20 protein-coding genes are annotated in these 24,814 nt (G+C 72.9%); 8 read left to right on the top strand and 12 right to left on the bottom strand.

Annotation, left to right across the window (positions count from 1 at the left end):
- Window positions 1-121: 121 nt before the first annotated feature.
- Window positions 122-1,855 carry an ABC transporter ATP-binding protein gene (locus K7G61_RS11715; RefSeq protein ID WP_225846804.1) on the bottom strand — a complete coding sequence of 578 codons (1,734 nt, stop codon included), beginning with the start codon at window positions 1,853-1,855 and terminating at the stop codon, window positions 122-124.
- Window positions 1,856-2,075: 220 nt separating this feature from the next.
- Here K7G61_RS11715 and K7G61_RS11710 point away from each other — a divergent pair, with 220 nt between their 5' ends.
- Entirely contained in the window at window positions 2,076-2,570 is a 495-nt protein-coding gene (locus tag K7G61_RS11710; RefSeq protein WP_225846683.1) for a MarR family winged helix-turn-helix transcriptional regulator, read from the top strand.
- Between the two features lie 131 nt (window positions 2,571-2,701).
- Here the strand turns inward: K7G61_RS11710 and mscL are convergent, their stop codons facing one another.
- Together mscL and K7G61_RS11700 are read right to left on the bottom strand one after the other, a co-directional pair.
- Window positions 2,702-3,142 carry a large conductance mechanosensitive channel protein MscL gene (mscL, locus tag K7G61_RS11705; protein ID WP_225846682.1) on the bottom strand — a complete coding sequence of 147 codons (441 nt, stop codon included), beginning with the start codon at window positions 3,140-3,142 and terminating at the stop codon, window positions 2,702-2,704.
- Window positions 3,143-3,285: 143 nt separating this feature from the next.
- Entirely contained in the window at window positions 3,286-4,680 is a 1,395-nt protein-coding gene (locus K7G61_RS11700; protein WP_225846681.1) for an alpha-amylase family protein, read from the bottom strand.
- Window positions 4,681-5,164: 484 nt separating this feature from the next.
- Here K7G61_RS11700 and K7G61_RS11695 point away from each other — a divergent pair, with 484 nt between their 5' ends.
- Together K7G61_RS11695 and K7G61_RS11690 are read left to right on the top strand one after the other, a co-directional pair.
- Entirely contained in the window at window positions 5,165-7,096 is a 1,932-nt protein-coding gene (locus tag K7G61_RS11695; protein ID WP_225846680.1) for an ABC transporter ATP-binding protein, read from the top strand.
- Window positions 7,093-8,874, top strand: coding sequence for an ABC transporter ATP-binding protein (locus K7G61_RS11690; RefSeq protein WP_225846679.1), 1,782 nt, complete (start codon window positions 7,093-7,095; stop codon window positions 8,872-8,874). Before K7G61_RS11695 ends, K7G61_RS11690 begins: the two co-directional genes overlap by 4 nt.
- Before the next feature lie 85 nt (window positions 8,875-8,959).
- Here the strand turns inward: K7G61_RS11690 and K7G61_RS11685 are convergent, their stop codons facing one another.
- Window positions 8,960-9,754, bottom strand: a complete 795-nt coding sequence (locus tag K7G61_RS11685) for a metal-dependent hydrolase (protein WP_225846803.1) — start codon at window positions 9,752-9,754, stop codon at window positions 8,960-8,962.
- Window positions 9,755-9,889: 135 nt separating this feature from the next.
- On the opposite strand from K7G61_RS11685, the gene K7G61_RS11680 reads away from it, so the two are divergent.
- Both K7G61_RS11680 and K7G61_RS11675 read left to right on the top strand, forming a co-directional pair.
- On the top strand, window positions 9,890-12,403 hold the full coding sequence (locus tag K7G61_RS11680) for an RNA helicase (RefSeq protein WP_225846678.1): 2,514 nt from the start codon (window positions 9,890-9,892) through the stop codon (window positions 12,401-12,403).
- 25 nt (window positions 12,404-12,428) lie between these two features.
- On the top strand, window positions 12,429-13,295 hold the full coding sequence (locus K7G61_RS11675; RefSeq protein WP_225846802.1) for an acyl-CoA thioesterase II: 867 nt from the start codon (window positions 12,429-12,431) through the stop codon (window positions 13,293-13,295).
- On the opposite strand, the gene K7G61_RS11670 is transcribed toward K7G61_RS11675, so the two are convergent.
- Complete coding sequence (locus K7G61_RS11670; RefSeq protein WP_225846677.1) at window positions 13,182-14,312, bottom strand: DUF6397 family protein; 1,131 nt, start codon at window positions 14,310-14,312, stop codon at window positions 13,182-13,184. The two genes, K7G61_RS11675 and K7G61_RS11670, sit on opposite strands and share 114 nt — an antisense overlap.
- 292 nt (window positions 14,313-14,604) lie before the next feature.
- Between K7G61_RS11670 and K7G61_RS11665 the strand changes: the two genes are divergently transcribed.
- Both K7G61_RS11665 and K7G61_RS11660 read left to right on the top strand, forming a co-directional pair.
- Window positions 14,605-15,213, top strand: coding sequence for a class I SAM-dependent methyltransferase (locus tag K7G61_RS11665; RefSeq protein ID WP_225846676.1), 609 nt, complete (start codon window positions 14,605-14,607; stop codon window positions 15,211-15,213).
- 187 nt (window positions 15,214-15,400) lie between these two features.
- Window positions 15,401-16,264, top strand: coding sequence for a hypothetical protein (locus tag K7G61_RS11660; protein WP_225846801.1), 864 nt, complete (start codon window positions 15,401-15,403; stop codon window positions 16,262-16,264).
- A gap of 70 nt (window positions 16,265-16,334) precedes the next feature.
- Here the strand turns inward: K7G61_RS11660 and K7G61_RS11655 are convergent, their stop codons facing one another.
- The 7 genes from K7G61_RS11655 to K7G61_RS11625 form a co-directional block, all read right to left on the bottom strand.
- Complete coding sequence (locus K7G61_RS11655; protein ID WP_225846675.1) at window positions 16,335-17,723, bottom strand: FAD-dependent oxidoreductase; 1,389 nt, start codon at window positions 17,721-17,723, stop codon at window positions 16,335-16,337.
- A 144-nt stretch (window positions 17,724-17,867) separates the two neighbouring features.
- Window positions 17,868-18,446 carry an NADAR family protein gene (locus K7G61_RS11650; protein ID WP_225846674.1) on the bottom strand — a complete coding sequence of 193 codons (579 nt, stop codon included), beginning with the start codon at window positions 18,444-18,446 and terminating at the stop codon, window positions 17,868-17,870.
- A gap of 6 nt (window positions 18,447-18,452) precedes the next feature.
- On the bottom strand, window positions 18,453-18,998 hold the full coding sequence (locus tag K7G61_RS11645; protein WP_225846673.1) for an MOSC domain-containing protein: 546 nt from the start codon (window positions 18,996-18,998) through the stop codon (window positions 18,453-18,455).
- A gap of 64 nt (window positions 18,999-19,062) precedes the next feature.
- On the bottom strand, window positions 19,063-19,245 hold the full coding sequence (locus K7G61_RS11640) for a hypothetical protein (protein WP_225846672.1): 183 nt from the start codon (window positions 19,243-19,245) through the stop codon (window positions 19,063-19,065).
- A 98-nt stretch (window positions 19,246-19,343) separates the two neighbouring features.
- The gene (locus K7G61_RS11635) at window positions 19,344-21,710 is read right to left on the bottom strand and encodes a Tex family protein (protein WP_225846671.1); all 2,367 of its coding nucleotides are present in this window, start codon (window positions 21,708-21,710) and stop codon (window positions 19,344-19,346) included.
- A gap of 106 nt (window positions 21,711-21,816) precedes the next feature.
- Window positions 21,817-22,332, bottom strand: a complete 516-nt coding sequence (locus tag K7G61_RS11630) for a GNAT family N-acetyltransferase (protein ID WP_308190626.1) — start codon at window positions 22,330-22,332, stop codon at window positions 21,817-21,819.
- A gap of 81 nt (window positions 22,333-22,413) precedes the next feature.
- Complete coding sequence (locus tag K7G61_RS11625) at window positions 22,414-23,859, bottom strand: M1 family metallopeptidase (protein WP_225846670.1); 1,446 nt, start codon at window positions 23,857-23,859, stop codon at window positions 22,414-22,416.
- A 28-nt stretch (window positions 23,860-23,887) separates the two neighbouring features.
- Between K7G61_RS11625 and K7G61_RS11620 the strand changes: the two genes are divergently transcribed.
- Window positions 23,888-24,652, top strand: coding sequence for a MerR family transcriptional regulator (locus tag K7G61_RS11620; protein WP_374204117.1), 765 nt, complete (start codon window positions 23,888-23,890; stop codon window positions 24,650-24,652).
- Window positions 24,653-24,814: the final 162 nt, after the last annotated feature.

Genomic DNA, 24,814 nt, shown 5'->3' with positions numbered 1-24,814 from the left:
GGGCGGCCCGGGGAGGGACGGGCGGGTGCGGACGGCGCGGACGCGCGCGTGCGGGCGGCACGGACATGAGCGGCGCGCGTGCGGGCGGCGCGCGATACGGACCGCCCGGGTCCTGGACGGCCTAAGGCACGGTGGTCGCCAACTGCGTGTCGCGGCGGATCAGCGCGGCATAGCGGCCGTCCAGGGCGAGCAGTTCGTCGTGGGTGCCGCGTTCGACGATGCGGCCGGCGTCCAGGACGACGATCTGGTCGGCGTCGCGAATGGTGGACAGCCGGTGGGCGATGGTGATGGTGGTGCGCCCGGCCGACAGGGAGTCGATCGCGTCCTGTACGGCGGCCTCGGTGCGGGTGTCCAGCGCGCTGGTGGCCTCGTCCAGGATGAGGACCGGCGGGTCGCGCAGAATGGTGCGGGCGATGGCGAGGCGCTGCTTCTCGCCGCCCGAGAAGCGGTAGCCGCGTTCGCCGACGAGGGTGTCGTAACCGTCGGGCAGACCGGCGATGTGCTCGTGGATCTGCGCGGCCCGCGCGGCGGCCCGGATCTCCTCGTCCGTGGCGTCCGGTTTGGCGAACCGGAGGTTGTCGGCGACGGAGGCGTGGAAGAGATACGTCTCCTGGGAGACGACGCCGACCGCGGCGGAGAGCGTCTCGAAGTCGAGGTCACGGACGTCCGTGCCGTCGAGGGTGACGCGGCCGCCGGTGACGTCGTACAGGCGCGGCACCAGGTAGCTGAGGGTGCTCTTGCCGGAGCCGGTGGCGCCGACGACGGCGAGGCTGCCGCCCGCCGGGACCGTGAGGTCGATGCCCCGCAGGGTCGCGTCGCCGGATTCCGGGTCGTAGGAGAAGTCGACGTTCTCCAGGCGGATCTCGCCGCGGACGGTGGCGAGATGGACGGCGTCGGGCTTCTCGGTGATGTCGATCGGCAGGTCGAGGTACTCGAAGATGCGCTGGAACAGGGCGAGCGAGGTCTGCACCTGCACGCCGGTGGCCAGCAGGGAGACCGTCGGCCGGAACATGCCCTGCTGCAGGGAGACGAAGGCGACCAGGGTGCCGATGGAGACGTCCGGGCCGTTGTGGCCGGAGGTGAGGCCGGCCGCCCAGTACAGGAGGGCGGGCATGGCCGACATGACGATGCCGATGACCGCCATCCGCCAGCGGCCTTGCATGTTGGACCGTACCTCCAGGTCCACCAGCCGTTCGGACTCGGCGGCGAACTCGCGGGTCAGCGAGTCACCGCGGCCCATGGTGCGGCCGAGCAGGATGCCGCTGACGGACAGCGACTCGGTGACGATGGCCGACATGGCCGCCATCTGCTTCTGCCGCTCGCTCGCGATCTTCTTGCGCTCGCGGCCGACCTTGCGGGCGACCCAGACGAAGACCGGGAGCAGCGCCAGGGACACCAGGGTCAGCCGCCAGTCGAGGGCGGCCATGGCGACGACCGAGGCGACCACGGCCGTGGCGTTGGACACCAGCGAGGTGGCGGTGGAGGTGACGGTGGCCTGCATGCCGCCGATGTCGTTGGCGATGCGGGACTGGACCTCACCGGTGCGGGTCCTGGTGAAGAAGGCCAGCGACATCCGCTGCAGCCGCTCGTAGACGGCGGTGCGCAGGTCGTGCATCACTCGCTGGCCGACGGTCGTGGAGATCAGGGTCTGCACGACGCCGAAGACCCCGTTGGCGGCGGCGGTGGCGATCATGCCGAGGACGAGCAGGCTGAGCAGCCCGGTGCGGCCCTGCGGGATCGCGGTGTCGAGGACCGCCCGCAGCATGAACGGCGAGGCGACGGAGACGAGGGAGGACAGGGCGACGAGCAGGCCGACGACGGCGAGCCGGCCGCGGTAGGGGCGGAACAGCCGCATGATGCGGCGGACGTCGGTGGGGCCGGTCGGCTTCTTGGGCGCCGACCAGCGGGCGGCGAGATCGTTTTCGGGGCGCAAAGGACTCCTCGGGGAACGAAACGCGGATGTCGGCGCGACCCCGGCGCGATGGGCCCGCGGCAGGGTGCGGCGTTCGACATCGAGAGTGTAGTTCATTGTTACCTACGTTCACAATGAACACCGCTCCTGGTACCCTCGACACATGGAAACGCGCACCACCCTGGTCGTCGACGCCGCGCGGTCCGACTCCGCCGGTACGGGAACCGACGAGGTCACCGGGCGTCTGGCCGATCAGTTGATCGCGCTGAGCAGGCGGCTGCACCGCTCCCAGCGGCGGCTGCTGGAGCCGCTGGGCATCACGCCGGCGCAGGCCCGGCTGCTGCGCGCGCTCGCGCACTGCGAGGAGCCGCCGCGGATGGCCGACCTCGCCCAGCGCCTCGAAGTGGTCCCGCGGGCGGTGACCACGCTGGTGGACGCCCTGGAGGCACAGGAGTTGCTGCGGCGTGTGCCCGACCCGCACAACCGCCGGGTGACCCGGATCGAACTGCGGCCGGGGGGCGCCCGGGCGCTGCTGGAGCTGCGTCGGGCCCGCCGGGCGGCGGCCGCGGAACTGCTCGCGCCGCTGGACGACGCCCAGCGCGCGGCGCTGACCGGCCTGCTGGAGGCACTGGGCGAGCCGGACCGGCCGCGGGACTGAGCCGGGGCCGGTCGCGTACGTCACCGGGTCCGCCCGCCGAACCGGCCGGGTCCGCCCGCCGACCTCACCGGCCCCGTCGGAGTGCCGCCCGCCGACGGCCCGCGGACGGCACTCGCCGCGAAAGCCGCGGGCTACTTCGCCAGGTCGGCCGGCTCGCCCTGGACCGTGCCCTGCGGGCCGACCGGGGCGGTGCAGGCGCTGCACCGCTTGGCGGCGGCCGGTATCGCGGTCAGGCACTCCGGGCACTCGCGCATGGGCGCCGAAGTCGCCTTCGGGAAGAACCGCTCCTGCATGCGGTTCATCGGAAGCACCACCAGGAAGTAGATCACCGACGCGACGAGGACGAAGCTGATGAGCGCGTTGATGAACACACCGTAGGGAAAGGTGACGCGCGAGGCGTGGAAGGACTTGTCGGTGAAGTCACCGGTGGCGCCGGACACCAGGCCGACGATCGGCGTGAGAAACGCCTTCACGAAGTTGCTCACCAGGCTGGTGAAGGCGCTGCCGACGACGATGCCGACGGCCAGGTCCACGACGTTGCCGCGCAGCAGGAAAGCGCGAAAACCCTTCATGGGTCGGAGGTCCCCTCTGTGGTGATGATCCCGCGGAATGCGGAAGTCCACAGTGTGCCGTGTACCGCCGCAGAGTGGCCAACCGCGTGTGTTGCGTCACCTCGGGCGGGCCTTCGCCCGCCCGAGGCCGGGGAAGGCCCTGGTCAGCCGCAAGGAGCGCCCACGTACAGGGCGACGGCGTCACCCGCGCCCACCGTGGCGGTGAAGGTGCCGTCGGAGCCGACCGTGTACCTGGTGCCGCTGTGCTGGACGTCGCAGTACGTGCCGGCGGGCAGCGAGGTCGCGAAGGTCCGGGTGATCGCGCCGCCCTCGTGGTTGATGGCCACATACCCCTTGTCGCCGCGGCCGAAGGCGATGGCGTTGCCGCCGTCGTCCCACCAGTCGGTGACGCCGGTGCCCGCGACGGCGTTGTGGAAGCCGACCATGTTCGCGATCTGCGGCCAGGCGTGCTGGCACTTCCAGCCGTCGGCGTAGCAGGCGTTGACGGTACCGCCGTTGGGAGGTCCGGCGTCGTTGTCGGAGAACTCGTAGCCGGAATAGACGTTGGGCGAGCCGTACGGCCAGGCCAGCAGGTAGACATTGGCCAGGGTGTAGGTGTTGCCGTACTTGTAGTTGAGCGTGGAGCCGTTGCGCTCGGTGTCCCAGTTGTCGACGAAGGTGCGCGACTGGGAGCTCGGCAGGTATCCCGCTCCCCAGGCCGCGCCCCAGCTGCCGAGGTAGGCGAGTTTCTCGCTGGTGAAGATCCGCTTGAGGTCGTAGGCGCCCTGGAAGACGTCCACGTCGCCGGTGCCGGTGTACTCACCGGGCTGGACCGCCTCGCCGGCCCCGTAGATGACCTCCTGCGCCCAGAAGATGTTCGGGTTGGTGAGCTTGGCCTTGATCGCGGCCAGGTCGGAGGCGGCGATGTGCTTGGCGGCGTCGATGCGGAAGCCGTCGACGCCCATCGAGATCAGGTTGTCGAGGTAGCCGGCGATCGTGGAGCGCACGTAGTCGCTGCCGGTGTCCAGGTCGGCAAGGCCCACCAGTTCGCAGTTCTGGACGTCGTAGCGGTTGGTGTAGTCGCTGATGCTGGTCCGGCAGGAGTGGAAGTCCTGGACCTGGTACGTGCCGGGGTAGTCGTACTTGGTGTAGTTCGTGCCGCCGGTGCCGGTGCCGGAGCCGGCGGTCATGTGGTTGATCACGGCGTCGGCAATGACCTTCACTCCGGCGGCGTGGCAGGTGGCCACCATGTGCGCGAATGCGGCGGCGTCCCCGAGCCGGCCGGCTATGCGGTAGCTCACCGGCTGGTACGAGGTCCACCACTGCGGGCCCTGGATGTGCTCCTGGGCCGGTGAGACCTCGACGTAGCCGTAGCCCTTGGGGCCGAGGGTGGTGGTGCAGGCGGTGGCGACCGAGTCGTACTTCCACTCGAAGAGCGTCGCGGTGACGTCCTTCGCGCCGGGCGGGCTCGCGTGGGCCGGCTGCTGCGCCGAGACGGCGAGCAGTCCGGCCGCGGTGACAAGCGCTGCCAGCGCCCCGTTGAGGACGCGGGATCTCATGGGCGGCTCCTTCGATGAGCGGGCGCACGCGGGTGTGCCCGGCGAAGGCAGCCACGCGCCTGGCCGCCGATGTGGGGTAACGGATCCGGTACTCCCGGATCCGGCAGGAGCTTCCCGCTATCGATGCGTACACGTCAATAGAAGGCGCGGAAGAAGTTGCGCCGTCTTGCTGCAAGCGATTGCCGTCCGAAGGAGGGAGTCGCGGGGGCGGGCGGGGGTCGAGGGGGCGGGACGAGGCCGAGGGGTCGGGCGGGAGCCGAGGGGTCGGGCGGGGGCCGGCGGGTCGGGCGGGGGCCGGCGGCGAGCGCCGCCGGGCGGTCGCGGCGGGAAAACCGGTTGACCCGAGGACGTCGGCGAGGCGAACCTTGTGCGGCTCCTGACCGAGCCCGGTACGTTTCCTCCCCCTTCGTTCCCCGCCCTCTTCCCCCATGCGGCCGTGCCTGCCGACGGTCCCCCGCCGAGAACCCATCGAGCCCAGGACATCATGCCGTCCCTACGCAGTCTTCCTCTTTCCGATCCGGGCGACCCCGATGTGCGGTCGGGATTCCGCTTCCTGCTCTGGCTGGAGCTGCGGCAATGGCGCGGGCAGGCGGCGGCGGCCGCCTGGGGCCTGCTCCACATGGCCGCCGTCGCCTCCTTCCCGGCGGCCGTGGGCATGTCGGTGCAGGCCGTCGTCGACCGTTCCGGTACCCGGCTGGCGCTGGCCGGCGCCTGGATGCTGCTGCTCGGTGTGCTGACCGCGGTCGGCGACACCATGCTGCACCGCACGGCGGTCACCAACTGGATCGCCGCGTCCGCGCGCCTGCAGCAACTGCTGTCCCGCAAGACCGTCGAACTCGGCTCCGTCCTGACCCGGCGCGTCGCGGCGGGCGAGGTGGTGGCCGTGAGCACCGGCGACGTGGAGAAGATCGGCTGGTTCGTGGAGGCCGTGGCGCGCTTCACCTCCGCGCTGCTGGCCACGGTCGGTGTCGCCGTCGCCCTGCTGGTCTACGAGCCCGCGCTCGGCGTCGTGGTGGCCGCCGCGGTGCCCGTGCTCGCCCTGGCCGTCCTGCCGTTGCTGCCCGCCGCCACCCGGCGCGCCGACCTGCAGCGGGAGAAGGCGGGCCGGGCGACCGAACTGGCCTCGGACACGGTGGCCGGCCTGCGGGTGCTGCGCGGCATCGGCGGTGAGGACCTCTTCCTCGACCGCTACCGCCGCGCCTCCCAGCAGGTGCGCGCGGCCGCCGTGCACAGCGCCCGGATGTGGGCGCTGATCAGCGCCGTCCAGGTCGTCCTGCCCGGGCTGCTGCTGGTCGGCGTCGCCTGGTACGGGGCCCGGCTCGCCCTCGACGGCCGGATCTCGGTGGGCACGCTGGTCACCGTCTACGGATCGGTGGCCTTCCTGATGCTGCCCCTGCAGAACTTCCAGGAGATCGCCATGGCCTGGTCGTTCTCCCGTCCCTCCGCCAAACGCGCGGCGCGTGTGCTGGCGCTGAACCGGACGGACGCCGACTCGGGCCGGGGCGGGGGGCCGGGTGCGGGCAGGGACGCCGGTGTGGCGGCGCCCTCGGGCGACCTGCACGACCCGCGGTCCGGGGTGACGGCTCCCGCGGGGCTTTTGACCGCGGTGGTCTGCGGTGATCCGGACGCGGCGGGACGGCTGGCCGACAGGCTGGGCGGGCACAGTCCGGCCGGAGCCGGGGAGGGCGCCGACGCCGACAGCGCGGCCTCGGCGCTGCTCGGCGGGCAGCCCTTGGACGCCCTGCCGCTGGCGGTCGCCCGCGCGGTCGTCCTCGTACAGGACAAGGATCCGGTGCTGCTGTCCGGCACGCTGGCCGAACTCCTCGACGTGCCGTCGTCCGGCGCGGTCTCCCCGCGGGCGGCGCTGGCCGCGGCGCAGTGCGGGGACGTACTGGACGCACTGGCGCAGTCCCTGGCCGGGTCCGACGCGGACGGCGCCGACCCGATGCGGGCGCGGATCACCGAACGCGGCCGTTCACTGTCCGGCGGCCAGCGACAGCGGCTAGCCCTGGCCAGGTCGCTGGTGGCCGACCCGGAGGTGCTGGTGCTGGACGAGCCGACCTCCGCGGTGGACGCCCACACCGAGGCCAGGATCGCCCGCGGGCTGAAGGAGATCCGGGCCCACCGCACGACCGTCGTCTTCACCTCCAGCCCGCTGGTCCTGGACCGCGCCGACCGGGTCGTGTTCGTGGAGGACGGCACCGCCGCCGCGGTCGGCGGCCATCACGACCTGTTGCGGACGAATCCGCGGTACCGGGCGGTGGTCACCCGAGAGTCCGGCACCGAGAACGGCACCAAGAACGGGGCCGGGACCGGGGCGGGAGACCCGGCCGAGCCGAGAGAGGGAAGCGAGCGCGGTCCCGGAACCGACGCCGAGGCGCTGAACGGCGCCCTGCCGATGGAGGAATCAGCATGATCGGCGTACGTCCGCCGGAGTACGACCCGGCAGCGCCCAGGCGGAGCACGACCCTGCCGGTGGGCTCCTCCGCGACCGTACGGGCCTATGTGCGGGAACTGGCCCGGCGCCACCGCAGGTCCCTCGTCCTGCTGGTCGCCGTCAACACCGCGGCCGTTCTCGCCTCGATGGTGGGCCCCTACCTGCTCGGCGGCCTGGTCCAGAAGCTGTCGTCCGGCCACCGCGACCTCCACCTCGGGCGGACGGTCGCGCTGTTCCTGACCGCGCTGGCGGTGCAGGCGTTCTTCGTGCGGCTGGTCCGGCTGCGCGGGGCGGTGCTCGGTGAGCGGATGCTGGCCGACCTGCGGGAGGACTTCCTGGTCCGGTCCGTCGCCCTGCCGCCGGGGGTCCTGGAGCGGGCCGGGACGGGTGACCTGCTGTCGCGGATCACCACCGACATCGACCGGCTGGCCAACGCCATGCGCGAGGCCGTGCCGCAGCTGACGATCGCCGTGGTGTGGGCCGGGCTGCTGCTCGGCGCCCTCACGGTGACCTCGCCGCCCCTGGCGCTGTCGGTGCTGGTCGCGCTGCCGCTGCTGCTGGCGGGGTGCCGCTGGTACTACCGGCGGGCCCCGTCGGCCTACCGTTCGGAGGCCGCCGGGTACGCGGCCGTCGCCGCGGTCCTGGCCGAGTCCGTGGACGCCGGGCGCACCATCGAGGCACACCGTCTGGGCGCTCGCCGCGAGGAACTGTCCAGGCGCCGGATCGGCCAGTGGGTGGCCTGGGAGCGGTACACCATGTGGCTGCGCACCGTCCTGTTCCCGGTGGTCAACCTCACCCACGCCCTGATCCTCACCTCCGTTCTCATGATCGGCGGGACCTTCGCCCTGCACGGCTGGGTGAGCGCGGGCGAGCTGACCACCGGCGCCCTGTTCGCCCAGATGCTGGTGGACCCGGTCAACCTCATCCTGCGCTGGTACGACGAGCTGCAGGTCGCGCAGGTCTCGCTCGCCCGCCTGGTCGGAGTGCGCGAGGTCGCCGAGGCGGAGGGCGACGAGTCGCTCTCCCCGGACGGGCGCCGGGTGACGGCGGACGAGGTGCGGTTCGGCTACCGGGCGGGCAGCGACGTCCTGCACGGGGTGTCGCTGGACGTCCCGCCGGGCACCCGGCTGGCACTGGTCGGCCCGTCCGGCGCCGGCAAGTCCACGCTGGGCCGGCTACTGGCCGGGATCTACGCCCCGCGGGCCGGCGAGGTGACCCTCGGCGGCGCGCAATTGGCGCTCATGCCGGCCGAGCGGGTCCGCGCGCACGTCGCGCTGGTCAACCAGGAGCACCATGTCTTCGTCGGCTCGCTGCGCGACAACCTGCGCCTCGCCAGGTCCGGCGCTACCGACGAGGAGCTGTGGGAGGCGCTGCGGGCGGTGGACGCCGAGGGCTGGGCACGGGCGCTGGGCGACGGCCTGGACACCGAGGTCGGCTCGGGCGGCGCCGCGCTCACCCCGGCCCAGGCCCAGCAGCTCGCCCTGGCCCGCCTCGTGCTGGCCGACCCGCACACGCTCGTGCTGGACGAGGCGACGTCGCTGCTGGATCCCCGCGCGGCCCGCCACCTGGAACGCTCGCTGTCGCGGGTGCTCGACGGCCGCACGGTGGTGGCCATCGCCCACCGGCTGCACACCGCGCACGACGCCGACGTCATCGCCGTCGTCGAGGACGGCCGGATCAGTGAGCTGGGCAGCCACCAGCAACTGGTCGCCGCGGACGGGGCCTACGCGGCCCTGTGGCGGTCCTGGCACGGTTAGCCGCTCGCCGCGGCCGCGGGCGCCCGCGGCCGCGCCGCCGCCGTCAGCCGTCAGCCGTCAGCCGTCAGCCGTCAGCCGTCAGCCGTCAGCCGAAGACTCCCAGCGCGCCGAGCGTGCTCGCCCCGCCGACCAGGAAGAACACCGGGGTGAGCACCTTGACCTCGACCCAGCTCCCGGCCCGGAACCGCATGAACTTCGGCGGACCCACCGGATACCACCGCTTGCGGCCGACGGGTATCGGCCACAGGATCGGGCAGCCGGACACGGTCAGCGCGTCCCCGACGCAGTGCACGAGCGCGCCGAGCACGATCGGCAGGCCGATCCACATGTAGTGCTGACCGGGGTGGGTGAACAGCCACTCCTTGCCGTTGCCCGGGTCGTCCAGGACATCGGCCAGCACCCAGGCGCTGGAGGCGCCCAGCAGCCAGACCAGGACATCGCTGGACACCCTCGCCTGCCGCCACAGCAGGCCCTCGACGGCCAGCACCATGTGTACGAACAGGATGGCCAGCACCGCCCAACGCCCACCGTAGACGGCGGCTGCCGAGCACCCGGTGCCGAGCAGGAGCGCCCACGGCCAGGTGTGGGTCAAGGTGCGGTGTCCACCGGACCGGCGGGGGTCGCCGTTCTTCCGGGTCGCCTTGTAGGCGGCGTGGGCGATCCCGTCGATGAGGCCGCACAGGACCCGCGAGACGGGCCCGAAGGCCCGCGAGATCGTGGCCGCCTGGTGGTCGAGGTCGGGTGCCAGGGCGGCGCCCGCGCAGATCAGCGCGCCGACCACCAGCGTCGGCCATGGCATCGGGTGCCCGTACCCGGCCGCGACCGCCCCGGTGAGCAGCCAGGCCGTTGCCCCCGACAGTGAGTGCGCAGGTCCCATCATGGTGGTGCTCAGTCCCCCCTCTACCGCCGCCCGCAGGCGCAGTTGACGCTTCATCGATCGCACACCCTACCGGCGGTGATCACGCTCTCCACCTCCGGTTCCGCCGCCGACGGCCGGTACGGGCAAGATGGAGGGGTGACCCTCATCGATCAGTTGCCGAGCGAGCCCGATCCCGATGCCCTCTTCGAAGCGTTCTCGACATGGGCCGAGGGGCAGGGCATCTCCTTGTACCCCGCCCAGGAGGAGGCGCTGATCGAGGTGGTCTCGGGGGCGAACGTGATCCTCTCCACCCCGACCGGCTCGGGAAAGAGCCTGGTCGCGGCCGGTGCGCACTTCGCGGCGCTGGCCCGGGACGAGGTCACCTTCTACACCGCCCCGATCAAGGCGCTGGTCTCGGAGAAGTTCTTCGACCTGTGCAAGCTGTTCGGCACCGAGAACGTCGGCATGCTCACGGGCGACGCGTCGGTCAACCCGGACGCTCCCGTGATCTGCTGCACGGCCGAGGTGCTGGCCTCCATCGCCCTGCGCGACGGCAAGAACGCCGACGTGGGGCAGGTCGTCATGGACGAGTTCCACTTCTACGCCGAGCCCGACCGCGGCTGGGCCTGGCAGATCCCGCTGCTGGAGCTGCCGCAGGCGCAGTTCCTGCTGATGTCGGCGACGCTGGGCGACGTCTCCCGCTTCGAGGAGGACCTGACCCGGCGCACCGGCCGTCCCACGGCGGTCGTACGGTCCGCGACCCGCCCGGTCCCGCTGAGCTACGAGTACCGCACCACCGCGCTGACCGAGACCCTCACCGAACTCCTGGAGACCCGCCAGTCGCCGGTCTACATCGTCCACTTCACCCAGGCCGCCGCCGTGGAAAGGGCGCAGGCGCTGATGAGCATCAACATGTGCTCGCGCCAGGAGAAGGACGCGATCGCCGCCCTCATCGGCAACTTCCGCTTCACCACCGCCTTCGGCCGCAACCTGTCCCGCTTCGTGCGGCACGGCATCGGAGTGCACCACGCCGGGATGCTCCCCAAGTACCGGCGGCTGGTGGAGAAGCTCGCCCAGGCCGGACTGCTCAAGGTCATCTGCGGGACCGACACCTTGGGCGTGGGGGTCAACGTACCCATCCGCACGGTGCTGTTCACCGCGTTGACCAAGTACGACGGGCAGCGGGTGCGGGTGCTGCGGGCCCGCGAGTTCCACCAGATCGCCGGCCGCGCGGGCCGGGCCGGGTTCGACACCGCGGGCCTGGTGGTGGCCCAGGCGCCCGAGCACGTCATCGAGAACGAGAAGGCCCTGGCCAAGGCGGGCGACGACCCGAAGAAGCGCCGCAAGGTGGTCCGCAAGAAGGCGCCCGAGGGTTTCGTCAGCTGGTCCCAGAACACCTTCGAGAAGCTGATCGCCTCCGAGCCGGAGCCGCTGACCTCCCGCTTCCGGGTCACGCACGCGATGCTGCTGTCGGTCATCGCCCGTCCGGGGAACGCCTTCGACGCCATGCGGCGGCTGCTGGAGGACAACCACGAGGACCGGCGGTCCCAGTTGCGGCACATCCGCCGGGCCATCGCCATCTACCGTTCGCTGCTGTCCGGCGGCGTGGTGGAGCGGCTCGACGAGCCGGACGCCGAGGGCAGGATCGTCCGGCTCACCGTCGACCTCCAGCAGGACTTCGCACTCAACCAGCCGCTGTCCACTTTCGCCCTGGCCTCCTTCGAACTCCTCGACCCCGACTCCCCTTCCTACGCCCTCGACATGGTGTCGGTGGTGGAATCCACCCTGGACGACCCGCGCCAGATCCTCGCCGCCCAGGAGAACAAGGCGCGCGGGGAGGCGGTGGCGGCGATGAAGGCCGAGGGCGTCGAGTACGAGGAGCGCATGGAGCGGCTCCAGGACGTGACCTACGCCAAGCCGCTGGAGGAACTGCTGCTGCACGCCTACGGCCTCTACCGCAGGAGCCACCCGTGGGTCGGCGACCATCCGCTGTCGCCGAAGTCGATCGTGCGCGACATGTACGAGCGGGCGATGACCTTCTCCGAGTTCGTCTCCTTCTACGAGCTCGCCCGCACCGAGGGCATCGTGCTGCGCTACCTCGCGAGCGCCTACAAGGCCCTGGAACACACCGTGCCGGACGACCTGAAGTCCGAGGACCTGCAGGACCTCATCGCGTGGCTCGGCGAACTCGTGCGGCAGGTGGACTCCAGCCTGCTCGACGAATGGGAGCAGCTGGCCAACCCCGAGGAGGAGAGCGCCGAGGAGGCCGCCGAGCGGGCCGACCAGGTCAAGCCCGTCACGGCCAACTCCCGCGCCTTCCGTGTGCTGGTGCGCAACGCCATGTTCCGCCGCGTCGAACTGGCCGCGCTGGAGAAGTACGACCAGCTCGGTGAGCTCGACGCCGACGCCGGCTGGGACGCGGACAGGTGGGCGGACGCGATGGACGCCTACTGGGAGGAGTACGACGACCTGGGCACCGGCCCTGACGCGCGCGGCCCGAAGCTGCTGCTCATCGAGGAGGTGCCGCAGCACGGCCTGTGGCGGGTCCGGCAGACCTTCGCCGATCCGGAGGGCGACCACGGCTGGGGCATCTCGGCCGAGGTCGACCTGGCCGCCTCCGACGAGGAGGCCCGCGCGGTCATCCGGCTCACCGACGTGGGCGAGCTGTGACATGGGCGAGGACAAGGGCGAGTCGCTGAGCAATCCCGCCGAGCGTCTGGTGGACCTGCTGGATCTGGAGCGGATCGAGGAGGACATCTTCCGCGGGCGCAGCCCCGACGAGCGGCTGCAGCGGGTCTTCGGCGGCCAGGTGGCCGGGCAGGCACTGGTCGCCGCGGGCCGCACCACGGACGGCACTCGGCCGGTGCACTCCCTGCACGCGTACTTCCTGCGGCCGGGCCGGCCGGGCGTGCCCATCGTGTACCAGGTCGAGCGGGTCCGCGACGGCCGTTCCTTCACCACCCGGCGGGTGGTGGCCATCCAGCAGGGTCGGACGATCTTCAACTTGACTGCCTCCTTCCATCGGTCGGAGCCCGGTTTCGAGCACCAGTTGCCCATGCCCGGGGTGCCGGAGCCGGAGAGTCTGCCGCGGCTGGCCGACGAACTCCGGGCGCACCTCGGAGTGCTGCCGGAGGCCCTTGAGCGGATGGCCCGCCGGCAGCCGTTCGACATCCGGTACGTGGAGCGGCTGCGCTGGACGCCCGGGGAGATCGAGGGCGCGGAGCCGCGCAGCGCGGTGTGGATGCGCGCGACGGGCGATCTGGGCGACGACCCGCTCGTGCACACCTGCGCCCTGACGTACGCGAGCGACATGATGCTGCTCGACGCGGTCCGGGTGCCGGTCGAACCCTTGTGGGGCCCCCGGGGGTTCGACATGGCCTCGCTGGACCACGCCATGTGGTTCCACCGGCCGTTCCGCACCGACGAATGGTTCCTCTACCAGCAGGAGTCACCCATCGCGACCGGCGCCCGAGGGTTGGCGCGCGGCCAGATCTTCGACCGCAGCGGGCGTCTTCTGGTGTCCGTGATGCAGGAGGGGCTGTTCCGCAGGATCGGCGGCTGATCGCCTGCCCCGCAGCAGTCCGAGCAGCCCCCGCCGCCCGCCCGCCGCGGCCCGCGGTGGGCAAGCAACGGGCGCCGGGCGCGCCGCACACGCGGGCGGAGCCTGCCCCGAAAGGCCGGCGGCGCCGACCCGAGGGCCCGGTACCGGCACCGGCAGGGGAACGGGCACGGGAGGGGATGGCTGGACGGTCTCCGGCGCCACCAGGTGGAGGACCGGCCGGCTCTCCCGGGCCCGGCCCAGCGCGTCCGCCAGGGCGGCAAGCGCCGTGGCGATCTCCTCCGGGTGGTCGGCGGTGGTGAGCCGCCTGACCAGTTCCGGTGCGGCGAATCCCACCCGGCCGGGTGGCAGGGCCTCGCGCAGCCGACGCAGCCTGCCGCGTTCGTACGGGTCGGGTACCGCCTCGTGGACCCTTTCCGGCCCCAGGAGGGCGGCCCAGACCGCGGCTTCGTCCCAGGCGTCGTAGGCGTCGCGGACCAGTTGGGCGACCCGCCGGTCCCGCCAGCCGCGCCCCCTGAGGTCCTCGCCCCCTTCGACGGCCTCCCGCAGGGCGCCCGGCAGCGGCCCGGTCATCAGCGCGGGGTTGGCCTCGGCGAACTCCCGCAGCTCCCTGGCCGGGTACATCCACACCAGCGCCCGGTACCGGTTGACGTACCAGCGGACCGGGCGGACGAAGCCCGTCCTGGCCAGCTTGGTGAAGCGGTCGCGACCGACCCCCATCGCCTTGGCGCCTTCGCCGCTGCTCACCAACTGGATCCGGGCGAGCAGCGCTTGCCGGCCGCCGTCCGCCGCGCGCAGCCGCTCCAGCTCCCGGGCACGTACCTTCCACAGTCCGCTGCCGCAGGCGACCGTCGGCACTTCGCCGACCTGGACGGCGAGGTGGAAATCCTCTTCGTCCAGACCGAGTTCGTCGCGCGCTCTGCCGAGCGTCACCAACTCGCCGTCCGCACTGCCGTGGTCGAGCGCCTGTCCCGCGCCCGGTGTCCACAGGGCCTGCCGGCTCTCCTTCGTCGTTTTCACTGTCCTCGACTCCCCCACACTCGTTCGATCACTGACAGTCATGAATCTAGCGCTTGGAGTGATGACGCCGCCGCGAGCCTGTGGATAACTCCGTCGGGACCGTGGGGATCCGCACCGAAGACCGGACCCCGCGGCGGTGGGGGGCGCGGCGGACCGGGGCGGAGGACGCCGGCCGGGCGAGGAGGAGGGGTCCGGCCTCGGCGCGGCGCGTGCATGACGACGCCCCGGCCAGGCAGATGACTGCCCCGGTGGTGTCGTACCGGTCCGGCCGGTGGGCATGCCACCATGACCCATGGCCGGTGACGGGCACGAACGATGGCAGGTCAGGGAGTTCTTCGCGGCCAAGGCGGCCGGATGGGAGGACCGGTATCCCGGCGACGATCCCGCCTACGCGGCGGCCGTCGCCGAACTGGCACCGCCACCCGGCGGCCGGGCGCTCGACGCGGGGTGCGGTACGGCGCGGGCCCTGCCGTTGCTGCGGGCGGCGGTCGGTCCGGACGGGACGGTGGTCGGCGTCGACCTGACCCCCGAGATGCTGCGCGAGGCGGTCAGGCTGGGCCGCGACCCCGCGGGCGCCCTGGTCGAGGCGGACAGCGGGCGGCTGCCGCTGCGCGACGGCGCGTTCGACGCCGTGTTCGCCGCCGGTTTGGTGCACCATCTGCCCGACCCCCTGGCGGGGCTGCGGGAGTTGGCCAGGGTGACCGTGCCCGGCGGGCGGCTGGCGCTGTTCCAGCCCGTCGGCCGGGCCGCCCTCGCCGCTCGCAGGGGCCATGAGCTGCGGCCCGACGACATCAGGGCCCGGCCGCGGATCGCTCGCGCGCTGGACCGGGCCGGCTGGGAACCGGCGCTGCTGGACGACGGCGAGGAGCGCTACCTCGTCCTCGCCGTCAGGAGGCGCTGAAGCGGCCTCGGCACGCCGACCCGGCGGTGCGGCATCGGATCACCTTGCGGATTTATGGATTCCGCACCCTCTCGACGCGACGGTTACCGGCTGGTTAAGGTGCGCGGACGACACAAGAGGGAGGCGACGGGTGGCCGCGGGCGAGATTCCCGATGACGACGACGCGCTGTTCGTGCTGACGGCGGCGATGCTGACGCCGGCCCAGTTCCCCGGTGTGCTGGGCGACGACTATCCGGCGGCGTGCGAGCAGCTCGGCCTGGAACCGCTGGAGGCCGGCTACGGGCTGGTGTTCGGCCAGGACGGCACCGGCGCCCGGTGGACGGTCGCCACCACGGACGCGGCCATGGTGGCGTGTGCCCTCGCCGCCTGGGACTGCGGCCTGGAGTACGACCTGTCGCCCGACGAGAGCAGCATGGCGGCCTCGCTGCCCGGATGGCCGCTGCCGGTGGCCGTCGCCGTTCCCGGCATCCCCGACCCGTACGACCCCGACGAGGAGACCGGCGGCCGCGCTCCCCTGTCACCGCCGGACACCTCGGCGTGGGGGCCGCCGCAGCGTCGGCTGGGTGCCGACGAGATAGCCGTGCACTGGTGGGAGTGGCGCGACCAGTTCCCCGGCGCCGGTACCGTCGCCGAGGACGCCGAGGACGCCGAGCCGCGGACGGCGAGCGCTGCCGAGGCGCAGACGGCGGACGGTCCCGGTTCCGGCACCGCGGCCGGTCCTGAGGACGCCGCCGAGACCGCCCGCCCCAGTGGCGGGCCGGCGGCACCGGCCGTCTCGCACCCAGGGGTGCGCCGCGTCCTGGCCGCGGCCGAGGAGTACGTCCGCAACCCCCCGCCACCGGGCCGGGTGCGGACCGCCCATGGCGCCGTGCGCGCGGACGGCCCGGGCTGGAGCCTGGTCGGCCGGACCGACGACATGGCGTTCGTCCTGCTCGACGACGCCCCGGGGGACGTCCTGCCGGTGGGCCGCGGCCCCGCCCTGCCGCCGCTGCTCGAAGCGCTCGGCAAGCTGGCCGCGGCCCCGCAGCCCGCGGCCGCCCCTCCGGTCTGACAGCGGCCCGGCGCCCCCACGGGCCCCCACCCGCGTCCCGGGCCGAGCCGCCGTGACGTGCCCGCCGCGTCTAAGGCGCCTGCTCCCGGGCGAGGTCCTTCGCCACCGCCTCCGCCGCTTTGCGTGCCGCGATCAGCACGGGATCCCAGACGGGGGAGAACGGCGGTGCGTAGCCGAGGTCGAGATCGACCATGCGGTCCACGGTCAATCCGGCGGTGAGCGCGACGGCGCCGATGTCGACGCGCTTGGCCGCGCCCTCGCGGCCGACGATCTGCAGTCCCAGCAGGCGTCCGGTGCCGCGCTCGGCGAGGACCTTGACGGTCATGGCAGCGGCGTCCGGGTAGTAGCCCGCCCTGCTGGTCGACTCGATGACGGCGCTGACGTACTGCAAGCCCGCCGCCCGGGCCTGGGACTCCTTGAGGCCGGTCCTGGCGATCTCCACGTCGCACACCTTGCTGACGGCGGTCCCCACCACCCCCGGGAACGTCGCGTACCCGCCGCCGATGTTCGTGCCGATGATCCGGCCGTGCTTGTTGGCGTGGGTGCCCAGCGGGATGTGCTGGAGGGTCCCGGAGACGAGGTTCCACACCTCGACGCAGTCGCCGCCGGCCCAGATCCGTTCGGTGCCGCGCACCCGCATCGACCTGTCGGTCAGCAGCCCGCCGTACGCGCCCGTCGGGAGCCCCGCGGCGGCGGCGAGCTCGGTGCCCGGCCGGACGCCGAGCCCGAGCACCACGAGATCGGCCGGGTAGGTGGCGTCGTCGGTGGAGACCGCCCGTACCCGGCCGTCGCCGCCGAGCAGCACTTCGCGCACGGCGGCGCCCGAGGCGACCTTCACGCCGAGCCCTTCCAGGGCCTTGCGGACCAGTCGTCCCATGTCCGGGTCGAGGGTGCTCATGGGCTCGTCGTCGCGGTCCACCAGCGTCACGTCGAGCCCGTGCAGCAGCATGGCCTCGGCCATCTCCACGCCGATGTAGCCGCCGCCGACGACCACGGCCCGCCGTACGCCGCCGCGGTCCAGGCCGCGCAGCACCGCCTCGCCGTCGTCGAGGGTCTGCACGCCGTACACACCGGGCGCGCCGATGCCGGGGATCGGCGGGCGGACCGGTACGGCGCCGGTGGCGAGCACCAGGTGGTCGTACGAGGTCCACGCCTCGTGCCCCTCGGCGTCACGGGCGAGTACCCGGCCCGCCGCCGGGTCCACGGCGGTCACCTCAGTGCCGAGCCTTACGTCGATGCCCCGCGCCCGGTGCTCGTCGGCCGTGCGGGCGATGAGCGCGTCGGGCCCGCTGGTGGCGCCGCCGACCCAGTACGGAATGCCGCAGGCGGAGTAGGAGGTGTGGCGGCCGCGCTCGAAGGCGACGATCTCGAGGTCGTCGGCGTTCCTGCGCCGCCTCGCCTGGGACGCCGCCGACATGCCCGCGGCGTCACCGCCGATGACCACCAGACGTTCCGCCATGCCGTGCGCCCTTCCCGAGTCCGGCGGGGCCGTGCGTGCCCCAGGAACCAGCCTAAGGTCGCCGGTCCCCCGTCAGCCGCACGCCCTTGAGGGCCGCGCCGGGGCGCTCGAAGGGGACGGTGCCCCTGAGCGGCCCGGCGCCCGTCATGCGGCGGCCAGCCGGCTCCTGGCCTCCATCAGGGCGAAGCCCAGCAGGTTGAGGCCGCGCCACGCCGCGGGGTCGTCGGCGCCGGGGTCGCCGGCGGCCAGGCCGATGCCCCAGACCCGGTCGACGGGACTGGCCTCCACCAGGACACGGCCGCCGGTGCCCAGCAGGAAGCGCCGAAGGTCCGGGTGCCGGCCGAACTTGTGGACAGCGCCCTCGGTGACGATCTCGAACCGGGCGCGCGCCCAGATGTCCTCGTCGAACCCGCGCACGGTGCGGCCGGCGGACTTGGCATCACCGGGGTGGACCGCGGCGAGCACCCGCCGCTCGGCCTCCTGGTCGCCGAACAGGCGGGCCTTGCCGGCCATCATCCAGTGCTCTGCGGTGGCGTAGCGGATGCCGTCCACCGAGAAGGGGGCCGGCCACCACTGGCTCAGGCAGCCCGGGCCGACGCCGCCGTCGCGCCGGGGCCGGTGGCCCCAGAAGTGCAGGTACCTCACCCGCGCGCCGCCCTCGGCGGACACGAGCAGGTCCGCCACGCTGCGCGCCGCGGACGGCGCCGGCCCGGTCTCGGTCATGGCAGGTCAGACCCTGTCCAGCGGGCGGTGCGGCGGGGCCGGGAGCTCGGCGAGGACGGCATCGCCCGGGCGCACCTCCCCGCCCTCCAGGACGATGCCCATGATGCCGCCCTTGCGGACGATGTCCCCCGCCTCGTCACGGCCCACGACGTGCTTGAGCAGACCCGTGCGGAACCTGTCGATCTGCAGGCAGGGGTTGCGAAGCCCGGTGATCTCCACGAGTGCTTCCGCGCCGAGGCGCAACCGGGTGCCCACGGGCAGGCCCAGCAGGTCCAGGCCGCGGGTCGTGACGTTTTCCCCCAGGTCGCCGGGGGCCACCTCGTATCCAACCGTGCGCAGCTCGTCGAAGAGCTCGGCGTGCATGAGGTGGACCTGGCGCAGATTGGGCTGCGTGGGGTCCTGCGCGACACGGGAGAGGTGCTGGACCGTGACGCCCAAGTGGGCGTCGCCCTCGACGCCCAGGCCGGCGAGCAGCCTGATCCCGTCCTGATTGATCTTGCTGAACCGGTGTGTGGCGTCGCGGCTCACAGCGACGACCGTACCGCCGTTCATGAAGGCAGTTCCCTTCGATCGGATGCCCTGACCGCACCGGCACCCTATCCGGGGCCCCGCCTGCTCAGCGACCTATTTGCCGCCGGCTCACGCGGCGCAGCCTGCGCCGCTGCGAGGGGTCGAGCGCGAGGTAGGCGGCGACCGGGATGCCGACGATGATCAGGAAGAAGACCCACAGGGGGATCCAGTGCAGCAGGATCAGGCCCGCCACCACGCCGCCGATGGCGATCTTCGTTCGATTCGACATGCCCCGCCTCCGTCCAGGGCGGCCAGCGCCGCGCCCTCACCGTTCACTACCCAGTGGAACGCGCCGCGGACCACCCCGGTTCCCTCCCGGCGGCGCGGCTACCTGCCTCCCGTCAGCCCCGCGCGGCGCAGCGCGTCGGCCATCGCCCCGCCCGGGGCGGACTGGGCGGGTGCGCCGCCGCGGCGACCCCCGCCCTGGCCGCGGGCGCCGCCCTGCCGAGGCGGGCCGCCACGTCGCTCGCCGCCGGATCCGGCGCTCCCGCGCCGGTCGCCCCGCGGGGCGGCCACCTCGTCGTCCAGGCGCAGGGTCAGGGAGATCCGCTTGCGCGGCAGGTCCACGTCGAGAACCTTGACCCGGACGATGTCGCCGGGCTTGACCACCTCGCGGGGGTCCGAGACGTACGAGGTGGACAGGGCGGAGACGTGCACCAGGCCGTCCTGGTGCACGCCGACGTCCACGAAGGCGCCGAAGGCCGCCACATTGGTGACGACGCCCTCCAGCAGCATCCCGGGCCGCAGATCTTTCATCTCCTCGACGCCTTCCTTGAAGGTCGCGGTCTTGAAGGCGGGGCGCGGGTCGCGGCCGGGCTTGTCCAGCTCGGCGAGGATGTCGGTGACCGTGGGCAGGCCGAAGGAGTCGCTGACGAAGTCCTGCGGCCTCAGGCTGCGCAGCACAGCGGTGTTGCCGATCAGCTCCGCGACGCCGGTGCCGGCCTTCTGGCTGATCGCGCGCACGACCGGGTACGCCTCGGGGTGCACGCTGGAGGCGTCCAGGGGGTCGTCGCCGCCCTGGATGCGCAGGAAGCCGGCGCACTGCTCGTACGCTTTCGGGCCGAGGCGGGCGACGTCCTTGAGGTCCTTGCGGGTCCGGAAGGGGCCGTTGGCGTCGCGGTGGGCGACGATGTTGCCGGCGAGCCCCTCGGTGATGCCGGAGACGCGGCGCAGCAGCGGCACGGAAGCGGTGTTGACGTCGACGCCCACGCCGTTCACGCAGTCCTCGACCACGGCGTCCAGTGAGCGGGACAGCTTCGCCTCGGACAGGTCGTGCTGGTACTGGCCCACACCGATGGAGCGCGGATCGATCTTGACCAGTTCGGCCAGCGGGTCCTGCAGCCGGCGCGCGATGGAGACGGCGCCACGCAGGGACACGTCGAGGTCGGGGAGCTCGGCCGCCGCATAGGCGGAGGCCGAGTAGACCGAGGCGCCGGCCTCGGAGACGACCGCCTTGGTGAGCTTCAGCTCCGGGTTCAGCCGGATGAGGTCGGCGGCGAGTTTGTCCGTCTCACGGGACGCGGTGCCGTTCCCGATCGCGATCAGGTCGACGTGGTGGGCGCGGGCGAGGCGGGCGAGGGTGGCCAGGGACTCGTCCCAGCGGTTGCGGGGGACGTGCGGGTAGATCGTCTCGGTGGCCACCACCTTGCCGGTGCCGTCGACGACGGCGACTTTGACGCCGGTGCGCAGCCCCGGGTCGAGCCCCATGGTGGCGCGGGTCCCCGCGGGCGCGGCGAGCAGCAGGTCGCGCAGGTTGGCCGCGAACACCCGGACCGCCTCGTCCTCGGCCTCCTGGCGCAACTGCACCCTCAGGTCGATGCCGAGCCGTACCAGGAACCGGGTGCGCCACGCCCAGCGCACGGTGTCGGCCAGCCATTTGTCGGCCGGGCGTCCGCGGTCGGCGATGCCGAAGCGCTGCGCGATGCGGCGCTCGAAGCCGCTGGGGCCGTCGCCGGGCTCCTCGGGTTCCAGCGTGAGGTCGAGGACCTCCTCCTTCTCCCCGCGCAGCATGGCCAGCACCCGGTGCGAGGGCAGCTTGGTGAAGGGCTCGGCGAAGTCGAAGTAGTCGGCGAACTTGGCGCCCGCTTCCTCCTTGCCCTCGCGCACCTTCGACACGAGCCGGCCGCTCTTCCACATCCGGGCGCGCAGCTCGCCGACCAGGTCGGCGTCCTCCGAGAACCGCTCGGTGAGGATGGCGCGGGCGCCTTCCAGGGCGGCGGCCGCGTCCTCGACGCCCTTGTCGGCCGCGACATAGGCGGCGGCCTCGGTCTGCGGGTCCCGTCCCGGATCGGCGAGCAGGGCGTCGGCCAGCGGCTCCAGCCCGGCCTCGCGCGCGACCTGCGCCTTGGTGCGCCGCTTGGGCTTGTACGGGAGGTAGATGTCCTCCAGCCGCGCCTTGGAGTCGGCCGCCATGATGCGCTCGCGAAGCGCGTCGTCGAGCTTGCCCTGCGACTCGATGGACTCCAGGACGGCCCCGCGCCGCTCGTCCAGCTCGCGCAGGTAGCGCAGCCGCTCCTCCAGGGTGCGGAGCTGACCGTCGTCCAGGGTGCCGGTGGCCTCCTTGCGGTAGCGCGCGATGAAGGGCACGGTCGCGCCGCCGTCGAGCAGCTCCACGGCCGCCCGCACCTGTCCCTCGCGTACGCCGAGCTCCCCGGCGATCCTGGCCTCGACCGATTGCACGACCGGTGTCGTCACGATGCTGAACCCGCTTCCTTCGCTGGACTCCTGAACGCATTATCCAGGTGGGTCCGGCGCGTTCCGGCCAGGCGTGGCCCCGTACGTGCGTCCGGTGCGGCGAGGCTCATGGCGCCGGGCGGACCAGTTTCTTCTCGAACCAGTGGTCGGCGTACTTGCTGTCGTTGTAGGCCGGGATCTCGGTGTAGCCGTGTTTGGCGTACAGGGCGCGGGCCTCGACCAGGTCCTTGCGGGTGTCCAGGCGGATGGCCGCGGCGCCGAAGGTGTCGCGGGCGAGCCGTTCGGCCGCCGCGATGAGCAGTCCGGCGGCGCCCTGGCCGCGGGCCTCGGGCGCCACGTACATCCTGGTCAGCTCGACGGTGGAGGCGTCGAGGACGCGGACGCCCGCGCAGCCGGCCGGTTCTCCGGCTCGGCGGGCGACCAGGAACTGCCCGGTGGGCGGCGTCAGGTCGTCGCTGGGCTCCTCGGCGAGGACGGCCGAGACCTCCGCCTCGTCGGTCGGGCGCCCGTGGTACCGGACTATCAGCTCGCTGTAGTAGCGGCGCAGCAGTGCCGCGGACTCGGGTGCGGAGACGGGGTGCGGCAGCGCGGTCCACACGCCGGGCATCGGTGTCGTCGTCACGGCGTCATCCTTGCAGCCGGTCGCGGCGCCCTCCTCCGGTTTTCCGGCGCGCTTCACCCGCCGCATAGGTGCTGCGGCAGGTCACAGGTGGGCCGGTTTGGCCTTGCCGTACAGCCACGTGCGCAGGAGCGGGGTCAGATCGTGCGTGGTCAGCCGCTGGGCGAACGCGGTGAAGTCCGCGGTGTCCGCGGTGCCGCCCGCATGGGCCGCGGGCCAGGTGCGCAACAAGGTGGAGAAGGCGCGGTCGCCCATGGCGCGGCGCAGTTCGTACAGGACCAGGGCGCCGCGGGAGTACACAGGCGCGGCGAACAGTTCGGCCGCCGAGGGCGGCGCGGCCGGCGGGAAGGCCCACGTGGCCTCGGCGGCGAAGGCGTCGGCGGCGCTGCGGTCGACGGAGGTGCCGCCCTCGTGCTGCGTCCACAGCCACTCGGCGTAGGTGGCGAAGCCCTCGTTGAGCCAGATGTCCTGCCAGGAGGCGGGGGTGACCCAGTCCCCGAACCACTGGTGGGACAGCTCGTGCACAAGGGTGTCGAGCTGTACGGCGGGCGGACCGGAGTCGCCGGGGAAGGACGGCCGGTTCTGCGTCTCCAGGGCGTAGCCGCCCAGGCCGCGCGGCAGGTGGTCCACGACGACGCCCGAGGAGGCGAACGGGTAGGGCCCGAAAAGCGTGCTCTCCCAGTCGAGGATCTCCGGCAGCCGCTTGACGGCGGCCGCTGTCCGCGGGTCGTCGGAGCGCGGATCCACGGCCTCGTACAGCGGCACTCCGCTCCTCGTGCGGCCTCGGGTGACGTCGTAGTGCCCGATGCCGACCGTCGCCAGGTAGGTGGCCATGGGGGCGGTGACGCGCCAGTGGAAGGCGGTACGGCCGCCGGCGGTGGTGGTGCCGGCCAGTTCGCCGTTGGAGACCACGGACAGTCCGGCGGGCACGGACACCGTGATGTCGTACGCGGCCTTGTCCGAGGGGTGGTCGTTGCCCGGGAACCACGCCATGGAACCGACCGGCTCGCCCAGCGCCAGGGCGCCGTCGTCGGTACGGAACCAGCCCTCGTGGGAACCGTCCGCGTCCGTGAGCAGCTGGGGTACGCCCGCGTACGTCACGGTGGCCTGGAAGCGGTCGCCGCGGGTGAGCTGCCGGGCCGGCTGCACCGTCAGCTCCGTGCCGAACCTGCGGAACTTGGCCGGTCTGCCGTCCACCGTGACCGCCCCGACCGTCAGGCCGGACAGGTCCAGGTCGAACCGGCTCACGGACTGCGTGGCGGTGGCGCTGACCACGGCGGTGCCGCTGAGCCGGCCGCCGACGGGGTCGTAGGACAGGTCGAGACCGTAGTGGGACACGTCGTAGCCGCCGTTGCCCGCCTCGGGCAGCAGCCGGTCCCCCACGCCGGGCGCGCCGTCGGGGGCGCCCGAGGCGACCGCGCCGCCGCTGGAGCACGACAGGCAGCAGGCGAGCAGCAGCACCGGCATGGCCGCCCGGGCCAGCGCGGGCACGGACAGCGGCAGCGGCGAGCGGGGCGGACGAAGGCGCACCAGGTCAGCGTAGAGGCAGCCGGCCGCGATGCCCGGCCGGACCTTCTCACAGCGCTGGTGGCACAGCGATACTGTTGCGGTGCCCCAGACCGGTCTCACCATCGACGAGCTGGCCGCCCGCGCCGGGGTGACGGTACGCACCGTCCGCTTCTACAGCGCCCGCGGCCTGCTGCCGCCGCCCGCCATCGGCCCGCGCCGGATCGGCCGGTACGGACCCGAGCACCTGTCCCGGCTCTCCCTGATCGGCGAGTTGCAGCACCAGGGGCTCACCCTGGCCGCGATCGAGCGCTATCTGCAGCAGCTCCCCGACGACATCAGCGCGCACGACCTCGCGATCCACCGCGCCCTGGTGGCGTCCTGGCTGCCGGAGGGAGTGGAGGACATCGACCGGGAGAAGCTGGAGCGCAGGGCGGGCCGCCCGCTGACGGACGCCGACATCGACCGGCTGGCCGCGGCGGACGTCCTTGAGCGCACCGCCGACCCGGACGCCTTCCGGGTGGATCCCGGCACCCTCCACCTCGGGATCCGGCTGCTGGACATGCCGATCCCGGTGGACGCCCTCCTGGCGGCCCGTGAGGTGATGCTGGAGCACGCCAGAGCCGCCGCGCGGGAGATCAGCCGCATCTTCTTGGACGAGGTGTGGGAGCCGGACCGCCCGGCGCAGATGCGCGCGCTGTCCGCGCAGATGCAGCCCCTGGTCGTGCAGGCGCTGGTGACCACCTTCCAGCGGTCGCTCAAGGACGAGGTGCGGGCCTGGCCCGTCGAAGGACCGGGCCCGCAACCTTCCGCCTGACGGGACCTCACCCCTCCGCCTGACGGAACCTCACCCTTCCCCCTGACGGAACCTCGCCCCTTCCACCTGACGGAACCCGCACTATTGCGCCTGACAGGACCCGCGGCCTTGCGCGTGCCGCGACCCGCAACCTTCCGCCTGGGCGACCGGACCCGCGACCTT

This window comes from Streptomyces sp. HPF1205 (assembly GCF_020400825.1).
Taxonomy (GTDB): Bacteria; Actinomycetota; Actinomycetes; order Streptomycetales; family Streptomycetaceae; genus Actinacidiphila.
The sequence above is the reverse complement of the archived record's forward strand: the minus strand, read 5'-3'. Positions and strand labels throughout refer to the sequence as shown.